The sequence below is a fragment of the Raoultibacter timonensis genome, assembly GCF_900240215.1.
GTDB lineage: Bacteria > Actinomycetota > Coriobacteriia > Coriobacteriales > Eggerthellaceae > Raoultibacter > Raoultibacter timonensis.
The window spans coordinates 1,841,774-1,861,582 of record NZ_LT964679.1 but is presented as its reverse complement, the minus strand read 5'-3'; the positions used below and the strand labels follow the sequence as shown (position 1 = coordinate 1,861,582).

Sequence of the window (19,809 nt, the reverse complement as noted above, 5' to 3'; positions counted from 1 at the left end):
CGGGATGCATTCGCGTACTCTGATGGCGGCTTGCCTGCTGGCGGGGTCCTCGAGCCGCGAACCTCAGGATTGGCGAGCCTGCCGGCGCGGACTCCTCGGCGGCACCAAAATGTCATATTCGCAAAACCCCAGTTCGCTCTCATAATTTCAGAGAATAACCACAATTCGAAAAACTTTTTCTTGACAGTGAGGTAACGGGGCAGTACTTTTGGAAATTGCGACTTTTTCGCAGTTTACCTGATTCTCATGAAGGAGGAACAGCCTCGTGGCCCAAGCAAAAAAAAGCGCTCCCACCAGCCTTTATAGGAATCGCAGAAGCTTCGCCAAGATCCCAGACGTCATGGACGTCCCCAATCTGATCGCCATTCAAACGGGTGGATTCGAATGGTTTAAGAACGAGGGATTGGACCAAGCATTCGGCGATATCAGCCCGATCGAGAACAGCACGAAGGATATGTGCGTCGAGTTCGGCAAGCACGAGTTCGGCGAGCCGAAGTACACGGTTGACGAGTGCAAGGAAAAGGACGTCAGCTATCAGGCGCCGCTCTTCGTCGAGATCCGTTTCATCAACCGGGAAACCGGCGAGATCAAGGAACAGGACGTGTTCATGGGCGATTTCCCGCTCATGACCCCGCGCGGCACGTTCATCATCAACGGCACCGAGCGCGTCGTCGTCTCCCAGCTCGTCCGCTCCCCAGGCGTCTATTTCGCCTCCGAGCGCGATAAAACCTCCGATAAGATCATCTACAACGCCAAGGTCATCCCGTCCCGCGGTGCATGGCTCGAGTTCGAAACCGACAAGCGCGACATCCTGTCGGTTCGCATCGACCGCAAGCGCAAGCAGCCGGCCACGCTGCTGTTGCGCGCCCTCGGTTTGGCCGAAAGCCGCGAGGAGATCATCGAGCTCCTCGGCAACGACGAGATGGTGCTGCGCACCCTCGATCGCGATCCGGCCACGACCAAGGAAGAATCGCTGATCGAGCTCTACAAGCGCTTCCGTCCCGGCGAGCCGCCGACAATCGATTCGGCGCGCACGCTTCTCGAGGGCCTGTTCTTCAATCCGCAGCGTTACGATCTGGCGAAGGTGGGTCGCTACAAGATCAACAAGAAGCTCGGTTTCGATCCCGATTACGAGAGCTCCACGCTGACCGACGAGGACATCATCCGCTCGATGCAGTATATCGTGGCGCTCCACGCCGGTCAGGAGGGCTTCTCGACCGACGATATCGACCATTTCGGCAACCGCCGCATCCGTACGGTCGGCGAGCTCATCCAGAACCAGTTCCGCATCGGCCTCTCCCGCATGGAGCGCGTTGTGCGCGAGCGCATGAGCATGCAGGAACCCGATGAGATCACGCCGCAATCGCTCGTGAACATCCNACGTGTGCTCTTCCGATCTCTACGGCCGCATGTGCCCGATCGAGACGCCTGAAGGCCCGAACATCGGCCTCATCGGCTCGCTCGCAACCTATGCGCGCGTGAATCCGTACGGTTTCATCGAGACGCCGTATCGTCGCGTCGAGCACGGCAAGGTGACCGACACGGTTGATTACCTGACGGCGGACGAGGAAGAGAACTTCACGATCGCCCAGGCCAACGACGAGTTCGATCCCGATACCCGCGAGTTCGGCCACTACGACGAGAACGGAACCTTCGTGAAGGCCGCACGCGTCCTCTGCCGCACCAAGGACTCCAACGGCGTCTTCGGCGAGCCCGATGAGGTGCCGGTCGACATGGTCGAGTACATGGACGTGTCGCCGCGCCAGATGGTATCGGTCGCCACCTCGCTCATCCCGTTTTTGGAGCACGACGACGCGAACCGCGCCCTCATGGGTTCGAACATGCAGCGTCAGGCCGTGCCGCTCTTGCGTCCCTCGGCGCCGCTCGTCGGCACCGGCATCGAGCACCGCATCGCGGTCGACTCCGGCGAGATCCTCGTTGCGCAGAACCCGGGCGTTGTCGACTACGTTGACGGTCAGACCATCATCGTGCTCAACAACGACGGCGAATACGACGAATACCTGATCCCGAAGTTCCAGCGCTCCAACCAGTCGGGCTGCATCAACCACCGCCCCATCGTGCGCAAGGGCGACGAGGTGCAGGCGGGCGACGTGCTCGCCGACGGCCCCAGCTGCGACGGGGCCGAGCTCGCACTCGGCCAGAACCTCATGATCGCCTACATGCCGTGGGAGGGCTACAACTACGAGGACGCCATCATCGTGTCCGAACGTGTGGTTGCCGAAGACCTGCTCACGTCCATCCACATCTCCGAATACGAGATCGACGCGCGCGATACCAAGCTCGGCCCCGAGGAGATCACCCGCGAGATCCCCAACATCTCCGACGACATGATCTCCGACCTCGATGCCGACGGCATCATCCGCATAGGCGCCGAGGTGTTCCCGGGCGACGTGCTCGTGGGCAAGGTCACTCCGAAGGGCGAAACCGAGCTCACCGCCGAGGAGCGCCTGCTGCGCGCCATTTTCGGCGAGAAGGCCCGCGAGGTCCGCGACACCTCCCTCAAGGTGCCGCACGGTTCCGGCGGACGCGTCATCGGCATCGCACGCTTCTCGCGCCTCGAAGGCGACGAGCTGGCGCCGGGCGTCAACGAGCTCGTGCGCATCTACGTTGCCCAGAAACGTAAGATCCAGCAGGGCGACAAGCTTTCGGGCCGTCACGGCAACAAGGGCGTCATCAGCCGCATCCTGCCGGTCGAGGACATGCCGTACCTCGCCGACGGCACGCCGATCGACGTCATCTTGAACCCGCTCGGCGTTCCCTCGCGTATGAACGTCGGCCAGCTGCTCGAATGCCATCTCGGCTGGGCAGCCAAGTGGGGTTGGTCTGACGACGAAAGCTCCGACGAGGTCGTCGAGGGCCCGATCCACGTGGCCACGCCCGTGTTCGACGGCGCGACCGAGAAGGAGATCTCGGACGCCATCCTCAGGGCGAACCGCAACCTTTTGAACATCAACCATGCCAAATACGGCGAGCATGCCGATGACAGCTTCGTGCCGCAGCTCACCGAAACCGGCAAGGCGTGGCTCTACGACGGACGTACGGGCGAGAAGTTCCGCGAGCCCATCACCGTCGGCCAGAGCTACATCCTCAAACTCGGCCATATGGTCGATGACAAGATCCACGCCCGCTCGACCGGCCCCTACAGCCTCATCACCCAGCAGCCGCTCGGCGGTAAGGCTCAGTTCGGCGGCCAGCGCTTCGGCGAGATGGAAGTGTGGGCGCTCTACGCCTACGGTGCTTCCAACGTGCTCCAGGAGATCCTCACGGTCAAGTCCGACGATACGTCGGGCCGCGTGAAGTCCTACGAGGCCATCGTCAAGGGCGAGAACATCCCCGCAGCCGAGGTGCCCGAGAGCTTCAAGGTTCTCGTCAAGGAGATGAAATCGCTGTGCCTGAACGTCGAGCTCGAGGGCGAAGATCACCATGCCATCGACATCACGCAGGAGCACGAGAACGAGCAGGACGCCGGAGACGCCGCACTGCTTGCGGCGCTGCAGGCCGACGCCAAGAAGACCGAAGAAGACGACGCGGCGTTCGCTCTCGACAACATCGCCGCTGAACTGGGAGATTTAATGAAAGACGTCGTAGACGGCTACAGCGATACGAACGACCTCATCGGTGAGGGAGAGGAGGAATAATGACGACGGAATTCGACGTGAACAACTTCGATGCTCTGCGCATTTCCCTCGCTTCCGCCGAGGACGTGCGCAGCTGGTCCCGTGGCGAAGTGAAGAAGCCCGAGACCATCAACTACCGCACGCTCAAGCCCGAGAAAGACGGCTTGTTCTGCGAAAAGATCTTCGGCCCCACGAAGGACTGGGAGTGCGCGTGCGGCAAGTACAAGCGCGTTCGCTTCAAGGGCATCGTCTGCGAGCGATGCGGCGTCGAAGTGACTCGCTCCAAGGTTCGCCGCGAGCGCATGGGCCACATCGAGCTCGCTGCTCCGGTGAGCCATATCTGGTACTTCAAGGGCTCGCCCTCCCGCTTGGGCTACCTGCTCGACATTCCTCCGAAGGAGCTCGAGAAGGTGCTGTACTTCGCAAGCTCCATCATCACCTCGGTGGATAAGGAGGCGCGCGAGGAAGACGCCGACGAGCTGCGCGACGAGTTGGCAGCCGATCTCGAAGAGCTGGACGCCGAGCGCGATCGCCTCATCGAGGCGACCCGCCGCCTGTCGACCGATTACGTGCCGGAGGACGATGATTTCGTCGACGACGTCGACGAGGACGAGCGTATGGCACCCGAAGAGGTCGAAGAGGAGATCGCCGACATCTACGAGGAGTTCAACGAGCGCAAGGCGCTTCGCACCGATGCGTTCGAGGCCTTCATGAAGATCGAGCCCAAGCAGCTCGTTCCCGATGAGGCTCTCTACCGCGAGATGCGCATGAACTACTCCGATTACTTCAAGGGCGGCATGGGCGCCGAAGCCGTGCGCGATCTGCTCGACGCAATCGATCTGGCCAAGACGGCAGACGAGCTGCGCGAGGTCATCTCGACCGGCAAGGGCCAGAAGCGCGCCAAGGCCATCAAGCGCCTCAAGGTCGTCGATGCGTTCCTCAAGAGCGTCAACAAGCCCACCGACATGATCCTCGACGTCATCCCGGTCATCCCGCCCGATCTGCGCCCGATGGTGCAGCTCGACGGCGGCCGCTTCGCCACGTCGGATCTGAACGACCTGTACCGTCGCGTGATCAACCGCAACAACCGCCTGAAGCGCCTGCTCGATCTCGGTGCGCCCGAGATCATCGTGAACAACGAGAAGCGCATGCTGCAGGAGGCCGTCGATTCGCTGTTCGACAACGGCCGTCGCGGCCGCCCCGTCACGGGGCCGGGCAACCGCCCCCTGAAGTCGCTCTCCGACATGCTCAAGGGCAAGCAGGGCCGTTTCCGTCAGAACCTGCTCGGCAAGCGCGTCGACTACTCCGGCCGTTCGGTCATCGTGGTCGGCCCGCAGCTGAAGCTCCACCAGTGCGGTCTGCCGTCGCAGATGGCGCTCGAGCTCTTCAAGCCCTTCGTTATGAAGCGCCTGGTCGAACTCGAGTACGCCGCCAACATCAAAGCGGCTAAGCGCGCGGTCGACCGCGGCGCCAGCTACGTGTGGGACGTGCTCGAAGAGGTCATCACCGAGCACCCAGTGCTTCTCAACCGCGCACCCACCCTGCACCGTTTGGGCATTCAGGCGTTCGAACCCGTGCTCGTCGAAGGCAAGGCCATCAGGCTCCATCCCCTCGTCTGCACCGCGTTCAACGCCGACTTCGACGGCGACCAGATGGCCGTGCACGTGCCGCTCGGCAACGAGGCGCAGGCCGAGGCCCGCGTGCTCATGCTCTCGGCCAACAACATCAAATCGCCTGCTCACGGCCGCCCGCTGACGGTTCCCACGCAGGACATGATCATCGGCCTGTACTACCTCACCGCCGCTCGCGAGGGCTTCGAGGGCGAGGGCAGGTCGTTCATCGACTTCGACGACGCCATGAACGCCTACGACGCGCGCGCCGAACTCGACCTGCAGGCTAAGATCTGGGTGCGCCTTTCCAAGGACACCGCGGTCGCGACCTCCTACAACGAGTTCGAGGAGCACAAGGCCGGCGAGCGCATCGAGACCACGATCGGCCGCATCACGTTCAACAACGTGCTGCCCGAGGATTACCCGTATCTCAACTACGAGATGAACAAGAAGGAAATCAGCCGCCTCGTGGAGGACGTGTGCAACCGCTACGAGCTCTCTTCGGTGCCGGCCATCCTGGACGGCCTCAAAGACGCGGGCTTCCACTACGCGACGCGCGCTGGCGTTACCGTGTCGGTGTACGACGCGACCGTGCCGCCGAACAAGCCCGAGATCCTCAGCCGCGCCGACGAGAAGGTTGCGGCTATCGACGAGGACTACGAGATGGGCCTCATGAGCCAGGAGGAGCGCCACAAGCAGGTCGTCGACATCTGGAACGAAGCCAACGAAGAGGTCGGCGAGGCCATGGCCGAGAACTTCGACAAGTTCAACCCCATCTACATGATGGCGTTCTCCGGTGCCCGTGGTAACATCAAGCAGATTCGCCAGCTTGCGGGCATGCGCGGTCTCATGTCCGACCCGAAGGGCGAGATCATCGACCGCCCGATCAAGGCGAACTTCCGCGAAGGCCTCTCGGTACTCGAATACTTCATCTCCACGCACGGTGCCCGTAAGGGCCTCGCCGACACGGCGCTCAGAACCGCCGACTCGGGGTATCTGACCCGTCGTCTCGTGGACGTCGCCCAAGACGTCATCATCCGCGAGATCGATTGCGGCACCTCCGACGGCGTGCCGTACCCGATCTACAACGAGAAGGGCGACTTGGACGAGAACCTCATCGGCCGTTGCCTGCTCGAGAACGCAGTCGATGCGAACGGCGAGATCGTCGTCGGCGCAGGCGAGTACGTGACGTCGATGTCGCAGATCAAAGCGCTTGAGGATGCGGGCATCACCGAAGTCATCATCCGTACCGTCATGACCTGCCACGCCGATCAGGGCGTGTGCCAGAAGTGCTACGGCTGGGACCTTGCAACGTCGCGTCCGGTCAACATCGGCACGGCGGTCGGCATCATCGCCGCCCAGTCGATCGGCGAGCCCGGCACGCAGCTCACCATGAGAACGTTCCACACCGGCGGCGTCGCGGGCGAGGACATCACCCACGGTCTGCCCCGCGTTACCGAGCTGTTCGAGGCCCGCAAGCCGAAAGGCCAGGCGGTCCTCGCCGAAATCGCAGGTACTCTGCAGATTTCGGGCGACAAGCAGACCAAGACGCTCACGATCCACGACCAGCAGGGCAACTTCCGCGAGTACGTGGTGTCCGCGCGCGCCCAGATGCTTCCGGGTGTGCTCGACGGCAGCCAGGTCAAGGTCGGCCAGCAGCTCACGAAGGGTTCGGTGAACCCGCACGACCTTCTGCGCCTCACCGACCCGAACACGACGCTGCGCTATATCGTGAGCCAGGTGCAAGGCGTGTACGTGAGCCAGGGCGTCGATATCAACGACAAGCACATCGAGGTTATCGCGCGCCAGATGCTGCGCAAGGTAGCCGTAACCGACGCGGGCGAGTCCGACTTCTTGCCGGGCCGCCAGGTGAACCGCTTCGAGTTCGAGAAAGTTGCCAACGGCCTCGTTCTCGACGGCAAGGAGCCGCCGGTCGGCCAGCCGCTTCTACTCGGCATCACCAAGGCGTCGCTTGCCACCGATTCGTTCCTTTCGGCCGCGTCGTTCCAGGAGACCACCAAGGTCCTCACCGATGCCGCCATCGAGGGCAAGGTCGACAACCTTGCGGGCCTGAAGGAGAACGTCATCATCGGCAAGCCGATTCCCGCCGGTACCGGTCTGCCGCGCTACCGCAAGGTCGGCCTCACCTATAAGGGCCGTCCGGTCGATCGCGTGACGAGCGATACGCTGCCCGAGTTCGCGCCCGACGCGTTGCGCGATATCGAGGACCTGCTGCCGCAGCCTCAGGATTGGTCGCTCGACGGCGACAGCTACCTCAATATGGGCACGAACTACACGAACTACTACAGCGGCATGTCGCTCGGGCACCGCACGCCCAACCTCACCGACGAAGATGCGCGTCTCTACATCTACGACGATCTGGGCGTATCCCAGCGGTGGGCAAACAAGTTCTCCGAGGCAGGTATCGAGACGGTTGCCGATCTCGTGGGCCATACCGAGGAGGATCTGCTGCGCATCGAGGGCATCGGCGTCAAGGCGATCGAGGAGCTCAAAGAGGGCTTGGAGCAGCACAACCTGCTCCACGTCATCGAGGACGACCTCGCTGCAACGAGCGACGACATGAGCCAGCTGCTCGATATGGTGTTCAGCCCGGACGATACGATCCTCATCGGCGGCGACGAACCTCCGACATTCAACACCGAGGGCGAGGATATGCTCGGCGAGGCGCTTCCGCCGCGTTCGTACCAGCGCAACCTCGAGGAGCTCGACGCGTTGCTCGGCTCCGTCGGTTCGATCGGGTTCGGCTTCTCGAACTCCGAGGACGATGACGCCCTCGGCGACGAGTCCGGCTCCGACGAAGAGAAATAGTTCGGTCAGGGGGCGCCACCGAGCGCCCCCTTCCTCTAAGGGTGCATTTCATGGCTGACAAAACCTATATTCCCGAGGGCGGGGCAGTTCCGCCGTCTCAGATCGGTGCGACGATCGAGGCGCTTGCGGCCACCATCGCCGCCCGCCGCGAGGCGGGAGCGGAAAGCTACACCCATCGGCTGCTCGAGGGGTGCGAGGACGATCTCGTCAAGAAGGTCGTCGAAGAGGCGAACGAAACGGCGCTTGCCGTCAAAGACGTCGAGTGCCGTATGCTCGTCGCCCAGGAATCGGCGGAGGCGCTCGCTCTCGGCTTGGGAGAAGACGGCGGCTCCGTGTGCGCCGAGCTTCCCGCCGAATACGACGAGGCGGTCGATCATCTGCGCTACGAGGCGGCCGATGTGGTGTACCACCTGCTCGTCGTGCTCGAGCGCTACGGTATCGGGCTCGACGAGTTCGCAGCCGAACTCAACACCCGCATGACGAAAGAGGAGCGCCCGCAGGGCGGCGTCATGCTGTTCGACGACTACGTGAAACGGGGGAAATAGTGCCGATGGCTCGATTATTCGGAACGGACGGTGTTCGCGGAATCGCGAACAAGGAACTCACCTGCGAGACGGCGTTCAAGCTCGGCCAGGCGGCCGTGGCGTTTCTCGGCAGGAACATCGTTATCGGCAAGGATACGCGCCAAAGCGGCGATATGCTCGAGGCGGCGGTGGTCGCCGGCATCATGAGCATGGGCGGTACGGCGTTTTCGGCGGGGATCATCCCCACGCCGGGCGTAGCGCTGCTCGTGCGCGAGCTGTACTGCGACGGCGGTATCGTGATCTCGGCTTCGCATAATCCGCCCGAGTACAACGGCATCAAGTTCTTCGACGCACAGGGTTACAAACTGCCCTGCGACCTCGAGGACGCCATCGAGGAGTTCATCGTGTCGGGCAAGGCGTCCGAGCTGGAGCTTCCGATCGGCGGCGGCGTGGGCGTGTCGATTCCGATCGATGACGCGGCCGAACTCTACATCGAGCACGCCATTGCAAGCGTGGCCGAGCAAGGCGTGCGCTTCGACGGATTGAAGGTGGCCCTCGATGTGGGCCATGGCGCTTCGGCGGTGTCGAGCGCCGAAGCCCTTATGCGCCTGGGCGCCGACGTGCGCGTCATCAACGACGAGTTCGACGGCACCGACATCAACGTGTCGTGCGGATCGACCCACCTGGAGCCGTTGCGCGAGCTCGTTGCCGAGATGGGCGCCGATATCGGCATTGCCCACGACGGCGATGCCGATCGCGTCATGTTCGTCGACGCGGAAGGCGGCGAAATCGACGGCGACGTGGTCGAGGCCGTGTGCGCCGTCGATCTTGCAGGTAGGGGGCTCTTGCCCGAGAACGCCGTCGTATCCACGGTCATGTGCAACCTCGGGTTCGCCCATGCCATGCGTGAGGCGGGCATCGAGGTCATCCAGACCCAGGTGGGCGATCGCTTCGTCCTCGAAGCCATGCGCGAGCGCGGTCTTGCACTCGGCGGCGAGCAGAGCGGGCATATGATCTTTCTCGAGTACAACTCCACGGGCGACGGTCTCGTGACGGCGCTGCAGTTCCTTGCGGCGTGCCAGCGCACCGGCAAATCGGTCGCCGAAGCGGCGAGCGTGATGAAGCGCTATCCTCAGGTGCTCCTGAACGTGAAGGTCGCCGACAAGCATGCGCTCGACGGCAACGAGCCGGTGGCGCGCGCTGTTTCCGACGCGGCTGCCGAACTCGGCGACAACGGCCGTATCCTCGTGCGTCCGAGCGGCACCGAACCGGTCGTGCGCGTGATGGTGGAGGCTGCCGATCTCGAAACCGCTCGGCGTTACGCCGATGCTGTGGCGAAGGTCGTCGAAGCGGAGCTGTAGCCGATCGGCTCGCTGCCGGGCAATCGGATCGTCTTTCGCGAGCGCCGCCGCATAGCGGGGGCGCTAGTGGTACTATTGTACTGACAATAACGCGAATGGAAGGGCGGCCATGGGAGCTCGGCAGGCAGGCCATCGTTGGGCGGGTTTCGACATGCTTTCGCTGCTGTCGCTGACGGCGTTCTTCGCGAGCATGCCGTTCCTCCTCGCGCCTTTGAACCTCCTTCGGCCCCTGCTTTTCCAGGCGACGGCCGAGCCCTTGCTCGAACCCCTTTCGGCAACGCCGTTCCTTGCGGCGATGGCTCTTGCCGCCATGTTCGCCTCGCTTGCGATGCTCTTCGTTTGCCTTCTGAAAACCGCCTATGCGCGGTTGGGCCGCCGTCTCCTTATCGCTGCCGGCGGTGCGTACCTCGTCGGCATGGCCTTTACGTGCTTGGCGCGCTTCGCACCGGGCGTGCCGTCTTCCCTCCTCGTCGTCGCGGGGGCTTTCGTCGGTGCCGGCGGTGCGGTTCTCTGCATGGCGTGGGCGCGCCGAGTGCATCTTCCCGACCTTCGTGCATCCCTCGCGTCCCTCGTTGCGCTCGGCGCCGCCCTGTTCGTGCTCGATGCGCTGATCTCGCTTGCCGGCGATGCCGTGCGCGCTATCGCCCTGTTGGCGCTTGCCGCCGCGGGAACGGCGGGATGTTTGCGCGGGGCCCTTGCGCAGAGCGGCGCCGAGAGCCGCTCGACCACATCGGGGGCGAACTGGTGGGATGTGTTCGGGAAGCTCGACCTATCGCTTTTGGGGGAGGGTGGAAGCGATTTCAAATCGCCCTGGTCCCGAACGCTTTTTTTCATCGTCACGCCAGCCGTGGTGTTTCTCCTGTTCGTTTCAGGCATGAACATGCACCATACCTTCTACGGCGATTTCCCCATCGAGATCGCGGGCGGGTTCGTCGCCGTGGCGTGTGCAGCGGTGCTCCTGCTCGCCAAAAGCGAGCGCGCGGTGGTGAACGCGGGCTATCGCATGTACCTTCCGATCATCGCTGCGGTGGTGTTCGTGGTGGGCGATTTTGCCATGATCGAGCTGCGCGGGCTGTTCCTCAACGTGGGCGTGTACGTGTTCTGCTTCGTCTACGGGCTTCTCATGTGCGCCATGATCATCACGATGATGAGCCGCATGGAATCGTTGAAGCTGCCGGCGGCGTGCATGCTCGTCATCGCGGCGTGCCTCATCGCGCAGCTCTCGTATGCCAACATCGATGCGGGCGTGCTCGGCGCCTATCGGCTGAACGTCCTGCTGTTCTTGCTTGTGGTTTCGGTCGTGCTGCTGATCGCCATGCCGTCGTCGCGCGTATGGCGCATCGTCATCGAGGGCATCGACGTATCCGACGGCGCCGATGCCCCTGCTGCCGAAACCGAGACAGACGCCGATGCGGCGAAGGACGATATCGTCACGCTCGAAGCGCGGTGCGCCATGGTGGCCGAGTCGTGCGGCCTCACACCGCGCGAAGCCGAGATCCTGCGCTTCCTCGGGCGCGGCTACGGATCGGTGTACATTGCCGATACGCTCGTTATCGCCGAGAGCACCGTGCGCAGCCATGTTAAGAGCATCTACCGCAAGATCGACGTTTCTTCGCGCGAAGAGCTCATCAGCCGTATAGACGAAATTGGGGAGACGGTCGATAAGCCGATTGCTCCCATCGGGTAACCAGGTAATCATCCATAGAAAAACACCAGATCAATAGCCTCATTGCGATTTCCCCCAACGCGATGATTCACAAACGTGCGCCTCGCTTCTAATCTTTCGTCCAGCAAGGCGGATGGGCGAGGGCTCGACGGCATCGAACGGAATCCCTTGAATCCCCGCATCGTCCGCCCGGCGAAATCAACTTGGTTTTCACTCATAGGGAGGAATCACATGAACGATCGCATCATGAGCAGGCGCACGTTTATCGTTGCGGGGGCATCTTTCAGCGCACTGTGCCTGGGGGCCGCGCTTTCCGGTTGCGCTCCGTCGCAGGCTTCGGGCAGCGAGCAGAAGCCGAGCGGTTCCGCAGCGCCCACCGAGGGCGATCATGCCGTAACGCTCCATCGCGGATACGCTTCCGCTCACGGAGACAAGTGCTTCACGCAGGTCGTCGTTGCCACCGCCGAGGACGGGACGATCCTTGCGGCGAGCGTCGACGACTACCAGTACATGGCCGCCGATACGGACGGAATCGTTGCGGTGCCCAATTCCGACGGAGCCTTTGCCGAGGGCTATGCTGCGGGGATGGTGCTTGCTTCGAAGTCGTTCAGCAACGAGTCGTATTCGGCAAGCATGGCCGAGAAGGCGGGTTCGACCCAGCCGTGGCTCACGTCCATGCAGGCCATCGAGGCATCGACGGTCGGCAAGCAGCCGAGCGAGCTCAAGCACGCGGGCGTTGACGCGGTGTCGGGGGCGACGCTCGTCGATACTCCTAACTACCTCGCCGCCGTTGCCGAGATCGCGCAGAACGACGACGTCATCGCCAAGGGCACGTATACGGGCGACGGCAGCGATCTCGAGCTCGGTATGATTTTGGCGGCGGCCCATGGCGATAAGTGCTTCACGAGCGCCATCGCGTTGGTGCAGGGCGACACCATCGTCGCGGCGAGCATCGACGATTTCCAGTACATGGCCGCAGGGACCGAGGGCATCGAGCCGGTGCCGAATTCCGACGCGGGCTTCGGCGAAGGCGCGGCAGAGGATAAGGTTCTCGTGTCGAAATCGGTGAACTCGCCGGTGTACAGCAAGTCGCTCAAGGAGAAGGGCGGCGCCACCCAGGATTGGATCACGTCGGTGGATGCGATCGAGGACTACCTTGCCGGTACGCCGATCAGCTCGGCGAAAGCGCCGGGGATCGATGCGGTTACGGGCGCTACGCTCGTCGATACCACGAACTACGCTCAGGCAGCCATCGACGCCGCAAAGGCCGTGTAGCGCCAACGCGTTCGAAACGCCCGTTTCGAGTCGTCGAAGTCGCCATCGTATGCGGCCCTCGGCCGCATACGATGGCTTTCGAAAGGAGTGGGGCCATGATGGGCCAGGGGACGTATGCAATGCAGGCTGGAAGCGCAGCGCACCATGGATCGCGCTTTCGCTGGCCGCGATTCGCGCTCATGGCGCTTGCCGTGATGATCGCGGTCGCCGCCTCGTCGTTCGTGTTCGTTCCGAAAGCGTTTGCGCCGGTTGTCGAAGACGATTGCTCCGCGTCGGTTTCCGCGCAGACCGATGTGCGCACCTGAGCGCTCTTGGCGCTATACTGGAACAGTCGATATCCTCGGGTGCCGAGGGGTGATGGAAGTCGGGTAACGTGGCTAACCTGGGTAGGCTCAACATACGCTCTCCGAAGCAGATCGCCGCGCTTGTCATTCTCGTGATGATGGCGATGGTGCTGAGTTTCGTCGAACTGCCGATTCTCCCGCAGGCGCCGTTTCTCAAGTACGATCCTTCGGGAGTGATCGCGGCGCTTGCGGCCCTTCTGTACGGGCCGTGGGTCGGGTCGGCCGTGGCGGTGCTCGCATGGATCCCGCGCCTCGTTACCGATCCTCTCGGCGCGTTCATGAACATCCTCGCGTCGGTGGCGCTCGTCATCGCCATGGGATCGATCTACCGCAAGCGGCCTTCCTTGGGAGGCGCGGTTGTCGGCGCCGTTGCGGGCATAGCGTGCGCGACGGTTGTATCCATCATACTCAACTTCGTAGTCATGCCCATCTACCAAGGGGCGGCGTTCGAGGACATCGTTTCGCTGATCATCCCTGCGCTGCTGCCCTTCAACGTAGCCAAGTCATGCGTGAACGGGGGAGTCGCCCTCGTGGCCTACCGCAGGCTCGAAGTTCTGCTCGCCGAGGAAGAACCTGCGGACGAGAGGGGGGAGGAACCCGACTTCGCGGCCGGGCTCCCGTTGAGGGATTCGGACGCCACCCCGATTTCCGCCGACCTTGCCGGGCGCGACCGCGACGATGCTTCTTGCGAGACGACATCGCCACCGAAGCGCTTTGGACGGACGAGTCGGCCTTAGCGCGCGCTCGGGCGCTTCGTTGCGGGTTTGCGGAGTACGATCAAAGCAGCGATTCCCGCCACCGCGAGCGACCCGATGCCCGCTTGCAGGTTCTGCAGATGCAATACCGGAATGCCCTGCAGTACGCCGAGCACGTACGGCATGAGCCAGAACAGCCATACGACGACGCTGAAGGTGTGAAAGCGCTTCATGCCCACCTCGTTCTTGCGGGCGAAGGTGACGGTTGCCCAGATGGCGTGCACGGCCATGAGCGCAATGGCGAGTGCGCCCGAGGCTGCATGCATCCCCAGAACGGCTCCACCGTCTTGCGCCATGACGGTCATGAGGGTGGTGCCGGTCGTATCGAGCGCGAGCCCCAGCCAAAACAGCGCGAGGCTTCCCTTGGTCAAAGTTCCCCGTTTGCGTTCGCTGAATACGCCTGCGGTATAGCAGACGAGGGCAAGCGAGATTGCGGTTGTTGCGGCGATGAGCGTGAGGGTCATGGCGGCATCCTTTCTTCTAACGATATGAACATCGTTCACTAAATTGAACGTTGTTCATATTAGGATGTTCCGATCCGTTGTCAATCAATAATGAACAATGTTCACAATTCTGTTGCCGTACAGTAAAGGGAAGCCGGCCAAAGCCGCGCCGTCGCGTCTCGCCATCTTGCGGTGAAGGTTGTTCTGCGGCAAGCGAAACCCACGGCGGATCCGCGTTATGCAGCGGATCCGCCGTGGTAGTGAAGCGCGCGCTGTCGCCTGTCTCGCCTTTACGCCCCTGCAGCCGATTTACCTGCGATGCGCCCCCAGTTGAGCGTACCCTGCAAGCAGGTGCCCGAGCCGGGGTAGTAGGGGCCGATCCAGCCTGCCGTGTTCACGCCCGCCCCGAACAGGTGCGGGATCGGGTTGCCCGCCTCGTCGAGGATGGCGGCATCGGTGTTGATGCGCAGACCTCCGATCGATCCGATGTTGGAGTTCTGCGTTCTCCATGCGTAGAACGGCGCCTCGTCGAGCGCAGTGAGCTGTTTCGTGCGGCCGTAGAGGCTGTCGGCTCCGGCAGCGCAGTCGTCGTTCCATTTCGCTACGGTGTAAACGAGGTTCTCGGCGGGTACGCCGATGGCCTCGGCAAGCCCCTCGAGCGTGTCGGCCTGCACGAGGGTGCCGTCCTCGAGCGCCGCTTCGCGAGCCTCCGCGCCGCCTTCGGCGTTGTCCGACCACGCGCACATCTTGTCCGAATCCGTCATCTTCGCATCCATGACCATGTAGGTTGCGCCCCCCGCGCCGCCCCATTGCATCGCCTCGTTGAACAGCGCACGGCAATGGAACGCGTAGGTTGTGTCTTCGCGGACGAAGCGCGTACCGCGCATGTTCACGAGGATGTAGGGAATCTCGGGGTTCTGGTTGTTGGTGTAAGACCAGGTGGGAAGCAGTAGATCGACGCAGCCGTGGAAGATCGTCTGCGCGCCGACGGCCATGCCCATTACGATGCCGTCGCCCGTGTCGGTGGGGGCGGTGATCACGCTTTGCGTGGTCAAATCCCAGTAGTGCTGCGGATTGTAGCGCTTGGCGAGATCCTCGTTGTGCTCGATGCCGGCCATGGCCAGCACGATGCCCTTGTTCGCTTTGTAGCGCTTGCCGTTTTTGACGGCGACGCCCGCTGCGGCATCCCCGTCCATGATGATCTCGCTCACTTCGATGCCGGTTTCTATTTCGCCGCCTTTTTCCGTTACGGCTTTCTGCGCGTTCGTCGTCCAGATCGCGCCGCCCGTCTTGGTCGGATCCGCTGCGTCGGCGATCAAGTGGATGCGGTCTTTCAGGAGGGCCTCGTCGAGATAGGGCGCGGGGTAGGCTCCGAACACGTTGGCGAACGTGATGCTGAAGCTGTCCGCCATCCACTGCACGTTGTCGGCGGCGTTGTCGGCCATGCAACGGATGAGATCGTCGTCGACGAGCCCCTCGCTGTCGGTCTTCCAGAACCGGTACAGCAAGTCGGGGGTATCGTCGGCGATGCCCTTGTCTTTCTGCCAGCTGGTGCCCGCCGCTTGAACGGCTCCTTCGGCAAGCGCCGTCGTGCCGCCGCACTGGGATCCCTTTTCGAAGACGATCACCTTTTCGGCGCCGTTCTCGAGCGCCGAGTATGCCGCGGTGAGCCCNGCGCTCCGCGGATCGCCGCCAGGCCCGGGCGGCGCGCTCCTGTTTCCCTGTGTTACATCGCGGTGCAGAGCCGCAGTTTTCGCGTATACTGCAACAAGAAGGCATTCTCCGGGGAGGGGAGACATGGGTGAGAACGGCGTACAGGTACTCGACCGGGCGTTCGATATCCTCGAGGCGCTCGCCCGATCGCGCGGCCCGATGGGTCTGACCGATCTCGCGCAGGTGACTTCGATGAGCAAGTCGACGGTGCATCGCATCCTGGGAACGATGCTCGATCGCGGTTATGCGGAAAAAACGCTCGAGGGGCTCTACACCATCGGCCCCAAGATGTTCGACACCCTTTCCTACCACATCAACTCGCTTGAGCTCACCACCGAGGCCAAGCCCTATCTCGCCCTGCTGAAGCGAACGCTCGGATTGACGGCCCATCTGGGAATACTCGACGGCGGCTACGTTTCCTACATCGAGAAGGAGGCGCCCGATTGGGGTGAAGACGCCTACACGACGGTGGGGTACCGATCCCCGGCCTATTGCTCTTCGATGGGAAAATGCCTTCTTGCATGCCTGTCGCGCGAGCAGCTCGAAGAGGTGCTCTACGATTACGAGTTCAAGGCGTACACCCCGAACACCTTCACGCGCAAAGACGAGTTTGCACGGTACCTGCACCGGGTGCGCAAGCAGGGCTGGGCGATCGACGACGAAGAGTACGAGCTCGACCATCGCTGCATCGCCGCTCCGGTGTTCAACTACCGCGGCGATGCGATCGCGGCGGTTGGCGTGAGCGGCACGATCGAGACCATCGCCGACGACCGCATCGAGCAGATCGCCCAGCAGGTGGTGCTCGCAGCCCAGCGCGTTTCCGGCTGCATGGGCTATGCGGAGTAGGACGCGGGGCTTCGATCGGCCGGCGGCGGCGCGCTACTTTCGGTTTCCGAACAAGCGGGAAAAGAGGCCCGGCCGCTTCGGCTTGGCGCGCTCCACGTAGATGACGCTCGGCGCAGACGCTTTGGCGTCTTGTCCGCGCGTTTCCGGATCGGTTAGCCGCCCTGATCGCGCAGCGTCCCGGTTGCCCGCTTCCCGCTCGGCCGCTTGCGGTTCGGTCGGTGTCGGCTCGGGTACATGCTCCGAGGACGGGGGCTCCTGCGTCGCCGCCTGCACGGCGGCCCGTGCATCCGATGCGTGTACCGGCACCTCGATATCCGTCTCGGACCTCCCCTGCGCGGCACCGTTCCCACCGGTCTCGAGCGCGCTTTCCCGGGCGGCGAGCTCTGCGGCCTTCGCGCGGTTCGCATCGCGTTCGGCGATCTCGGCTGCCGCGGCAAGCTTGCGGATCTTCGCATCTTCGATGAAGTACTCCTGCGAATCGAACAGGTTCTTTTCGCCGTCTGCGCCGACGGGTGCGAAGTATCCGAGCGGCGTATAGCTCTTGTCGGGCAGGAGCTCGCGCAGTTTCGCGGTATCGTGCAGCGAGATGTCGATGTAATCGGTGATTTCGCGGCGCAGGCTTTCGTTGAGTACCGGCCAGGCGATTTCGACGCGTTTTTCCATGTTGCGGGTCATGAGATCGGCACTCGACAGGTAGAGGTCCATCGTATCGTGCGGCCCGAACCCGTAGATGCGGCTGTGCTCGAGCAAGCGCCCCACGATAGAGACGACCCGCACGTTGTCGGTGTAACCTTCGACGCCGGGTACGATGCACGAGATGCCGCGCACGAACAGCGTGACGGGTACGCCCGCCTGCGACGCTTCGGCGATTTTCTCGATGATGTCCTTGTCGGTGATGGAGTTGGTTTTGAAGAAGAGCCCGCTTTGCTTCCCGGCACCCGCCCGTTCGATCTCGCGGTCGATGCGCGCGAGCAGCATCGGTTTGATCTGGAGCGGGGCGACCCAGAGGATATCGTAGTTGTTCGAGGCGTTTTCGAGTCCCATGTTGCGGAAGAACTCGGTCGCATCGCGCCCGATCGTCTCGTCGGTGGTGATGAACGACAGATCGGTGTAGAGCTTGGCGGTCTTCTCGTTGTAGTTGCCCGTGCCGAGCTGCGTGATGTGCTGCACGCCGTTTTCGGTTTGGCGGGTTATACAGCATATCTTCGAATGCACCTTGAAATCGCGGAAGCCGTAGATGACGTTCGCGCCCGCCTGCTCGAACCGCTGCGACCATTCGATGTTGTTGCTCTCGTCGAATCGGGCGCGCAGCTCGAACAGCGCGGTGACCTCCTTGCCGTTCTCGGCTGCGGTGATAAGCGCCTCGGCTAGATGCGACTGGCTTGCCAGGCGGTAGAGCGTGATCTTGATGGATATGACCGACGGGTCGGTCGATGCTTCGCGCAGGAGCTGTACGAACGCATCCATGCTCTCGTAGGGGTAGGAGAGCAGCGTCTCGGCTTCGGCTACCTGTTCGATGATCGGGCGGTTCCGATCGAGGTCGGCGGGCCATTGCGGCGAGAACGGCTGGCTGACGAGCTTCGCCGCGAGCTTGGGGCCGACGCGCCCTGCGAGTCCGAACGTGTAGCTCATGTCGAGCGGGCAGCTTGTCGTAAACACCTGGTGGGGTTTGAGCTTGAGCTTTTCGAGCAAGAAGTCGGATACGGTTTTGGAAAGCTTGCGTTCGCTTTCGAGGCGTACCGGCGCCAACCGCGAACGCTTCTTGAGGATGCGCTTCATGTGCTCGCGGTAATCCTCGTCGTTCTCGTCGGTTCCCTCGGTCGAATCGAGATCGGCGTTGCGCGTGACGCAGATGACGTTGGTGTGCTTCACGGTGTACATGGAGAACACGTCGGCGGCCATGAACTCGAGCGCATCTTCGATGAGGATGAAGGGGAAGCCCTCGCCGGGCAGCTGGATCACGCGTTCGCACTGGCGCGGCATCGGGATGATGCCGAGCGTGACGCCCTCGGCGGCGAGGTTCTTGGCCTTTTTGGTTTGCTTTGCCGCCGATTTGCCCGCCTTCTCTTCCTTTTCCGCGCGTTCGGGCTTTTCCGCCTTCGCCTCGGCGTCCTTCCTCTTGTCGGCTTCGATTGCCGATTCGTCGAGCCGCACGACTACGTAGAGGGCGCCGTTTTCCAAATGGGGGAACGGGTGGCGCGAGTTGACGATCTGCGGCGAGAGGAACGGCATGACGTTGAACTCCACGTACCTGTGCAGAAACGCCCGCTGCTCCTCGTCGAGCGAGGTTTCGGTGAGGTGGCGGATGCCGTAGGCGGCAAGCAGATCGCGCACCTGGGCGAACGTCTGCTCTTGGATGGGGTAGAGCTCGTGGCAGCGTTCGTAGATCGCATCGAGCTGCTCGGAGGGCGTCATGTTGGTTTTGCTGTCGATGATCCGCTTCTTGACGAGCGAGAGGTCGGTGAGGCTGCCGACCCGCACCATGAAGAACTCTTGGAGGTTGCTCCAGAAGATGGAGACGAAGTTGAGCCGCTCGAGCAGGGGCACGGTGGCGTCGGCGCCTTGGTCGAGCACGCGTTGGTTGAATGTGAGCCAAGAGAGTTCGCGGTTTTGCATGAACGGGCTTGCGGGGGCGGGCGCATGCCCCTCTCCTTCGGGCGAGATGCTGCTTTCGGAGAGCATTTCAGCCACGGTGTTTCCATCTCCGAGCGAACTGACGGTGCGATTCTTGGCGTCGAGCGTATCCATGGTTACCTCCCGTTCTTCGTGGTGCCGGCTTCGGCCGCTGCACGGCCTTTCGGCTTG

At 62.8% G+C, this 19,809-nt stretch carries 11 protein-coding genes and 1 pseudogene; 9 read left to right on the top strand and 3 right to left on the bottom strand.

Annotated features, from left to right (window positions below):
- Nucleotides 1-265 precede the first annotated feature (265 nt).
- From rpoB to C1722_RS08210, 8 genes and pseudogenes are all read left to right on the top strand, one after another.
- Nucleotides 266-3,659, top strand: a pseudogene (gene rpoB / locus C1722_RS08245) (DNA-directed RNA polymerase subunit beta).
- Nucleotides 3,659-8,077, top strand: coding sequence for a DNA-directed RNA polymerase subunit beta' (locus C1722_RS08240; protein WP_102378797.1), 4,419 nt, complete (start codon nt 3,659-3,661; stop codon nt 8,075-8,077). The pseudogene rpoB and the gene C1722_RS08240 overlap by 1 nt, the downstream one beginning before the upstream one ends.
- A 50-nt stretch (nt 8,078-8,127) precedes the next feature.
- Nucleotides 8,128-8,622 (top strand): phosphoribosyl-ATP pyrophosphatase, encoded by a 495-nt coding sequence (locus C1722_RS08235; RefSeq protein ID WP_102378796.1) that lies wholly within the window; start codon nt 8,128-8,130, stop codon nt 8,620-8,622.
- Between the two features lie 5 nt (nt 8,623-8,627).
- Nucleotides 8,628-9,962, top strand: coding sequence for a phosphoglucosamine mutase (gene glmM / locus C1722_RS08230; protein WP_102379592.1), 1,335 nt, complete (start codon nt 8,628-8,630; stop codon nt 9,960-9,962).
- A 109-nt stretch (nt 9,963-10,071) separates the two neighbouring features.
- A complete protein-coding gene (locus tag C1722_RS08225; protein ID WP_102378795.1) occupies nt 10,072-11,649 on the top strand; it encodes a helix-turn-helix transcriptional regulator in 1,578 nt (525 codons plus the stop codon).
- A 210-nt stretch (nt 11,650-11,859) separates the two neighbouring features.
- Nucleotides 11,860-12,903, top strand: coding sequence for a TAT pathway signal sequence (locus tag C1722_RS08220; RefSeq protein WP_102378794.1), 1,044 nt, complete (start codon nt 11,860-11,862; stop codon nt 12,901-12,903).
- Nucleotides 12,904-12,998: 95 nt separating this feature from the next.
- Nucleotides 12,999-13,208 (top strand): hypothetical protein, encoded by a 210-nt coding sequence (locus C1722_RS08215; protein ID WP_102378793.1) that lies wholly within the window; start codon nt 12,999-13,001, stop codon nt 13,206-13,208.
- 68 nt (nt 13,209-13,276) lie between these two features.
- Nucleotides 13,277-13,984 (top strand): ECF transporter S component, encoded by a 708-nt coding sequence (locus C1722_RS08210; protein ID WP_244902498.1) that lies wholly within the window; start codon nt 13,277-13,279, stop codon nt 13,982-13,984.
- On the opposite strand, the gene C1722_RS08205 is transcribed toward C1722_RS08210, so the two are convergent.
- Nucleotides 13,981-14,466, bottom strand: coding sequence for an HsmA family protein (locus C1722_RS08205; protein ID WP_102378792.1), 486 nt, complete (start codon nt 14,464-14,466; stop codon nt 13,981-13,983). The two genes, C1722_RS08210 and C1722_RS08205, sit on opposite strands and share 4 nt — an antisense overlap.
- Nucleotides 14,467-14,735: 269 nt before the next feature.
- Complete coding sequence (locus tag C1722_RS08200) at nt 14,736-16,244, bottom strand: FAD-dependent oxidoreductase (RefSeq protein WP_180995098.1); 1,509 nt, start codon at nt 16,242-16,244, stop codon at nt 14,736-14,738.
- On the opposite strand from C1722_RS08200, the gene C1722_RS08195 reads away from it, so the two are divergent.
- Nucleotides 16,243-17,004, top strand: coding sequence for an IclR family transcriptional regulator (locus C1722_RS08195; RefSeq protein WP_102378790.1), 762 nt, complete (start codon nt 16,243-16,245; stop codon nt 17,002-17,004). The two genes, C1722_RS08200 and C1722_RS08195, sit on opposite strands and share 2 nt — an antisense overlap.
- 33 nt (nt 17,005-17,037) lie before the next feature.
- Here C1722_RS08195 and ppk1 read toward each other — a convergent pair whose 3' ends face one another.
- Entirely contained in the window at nt 17,038-19,686 is a 2,649-nt protein-coding gene (gene ppk1 / locus C1722_RS16965) for a polyphosphate kinase 1 (protein ID WP_425319376.1), read from the bottom strand.
- Nucleotides 19,687-19,809: the final 123 nt, after the last annotated feature.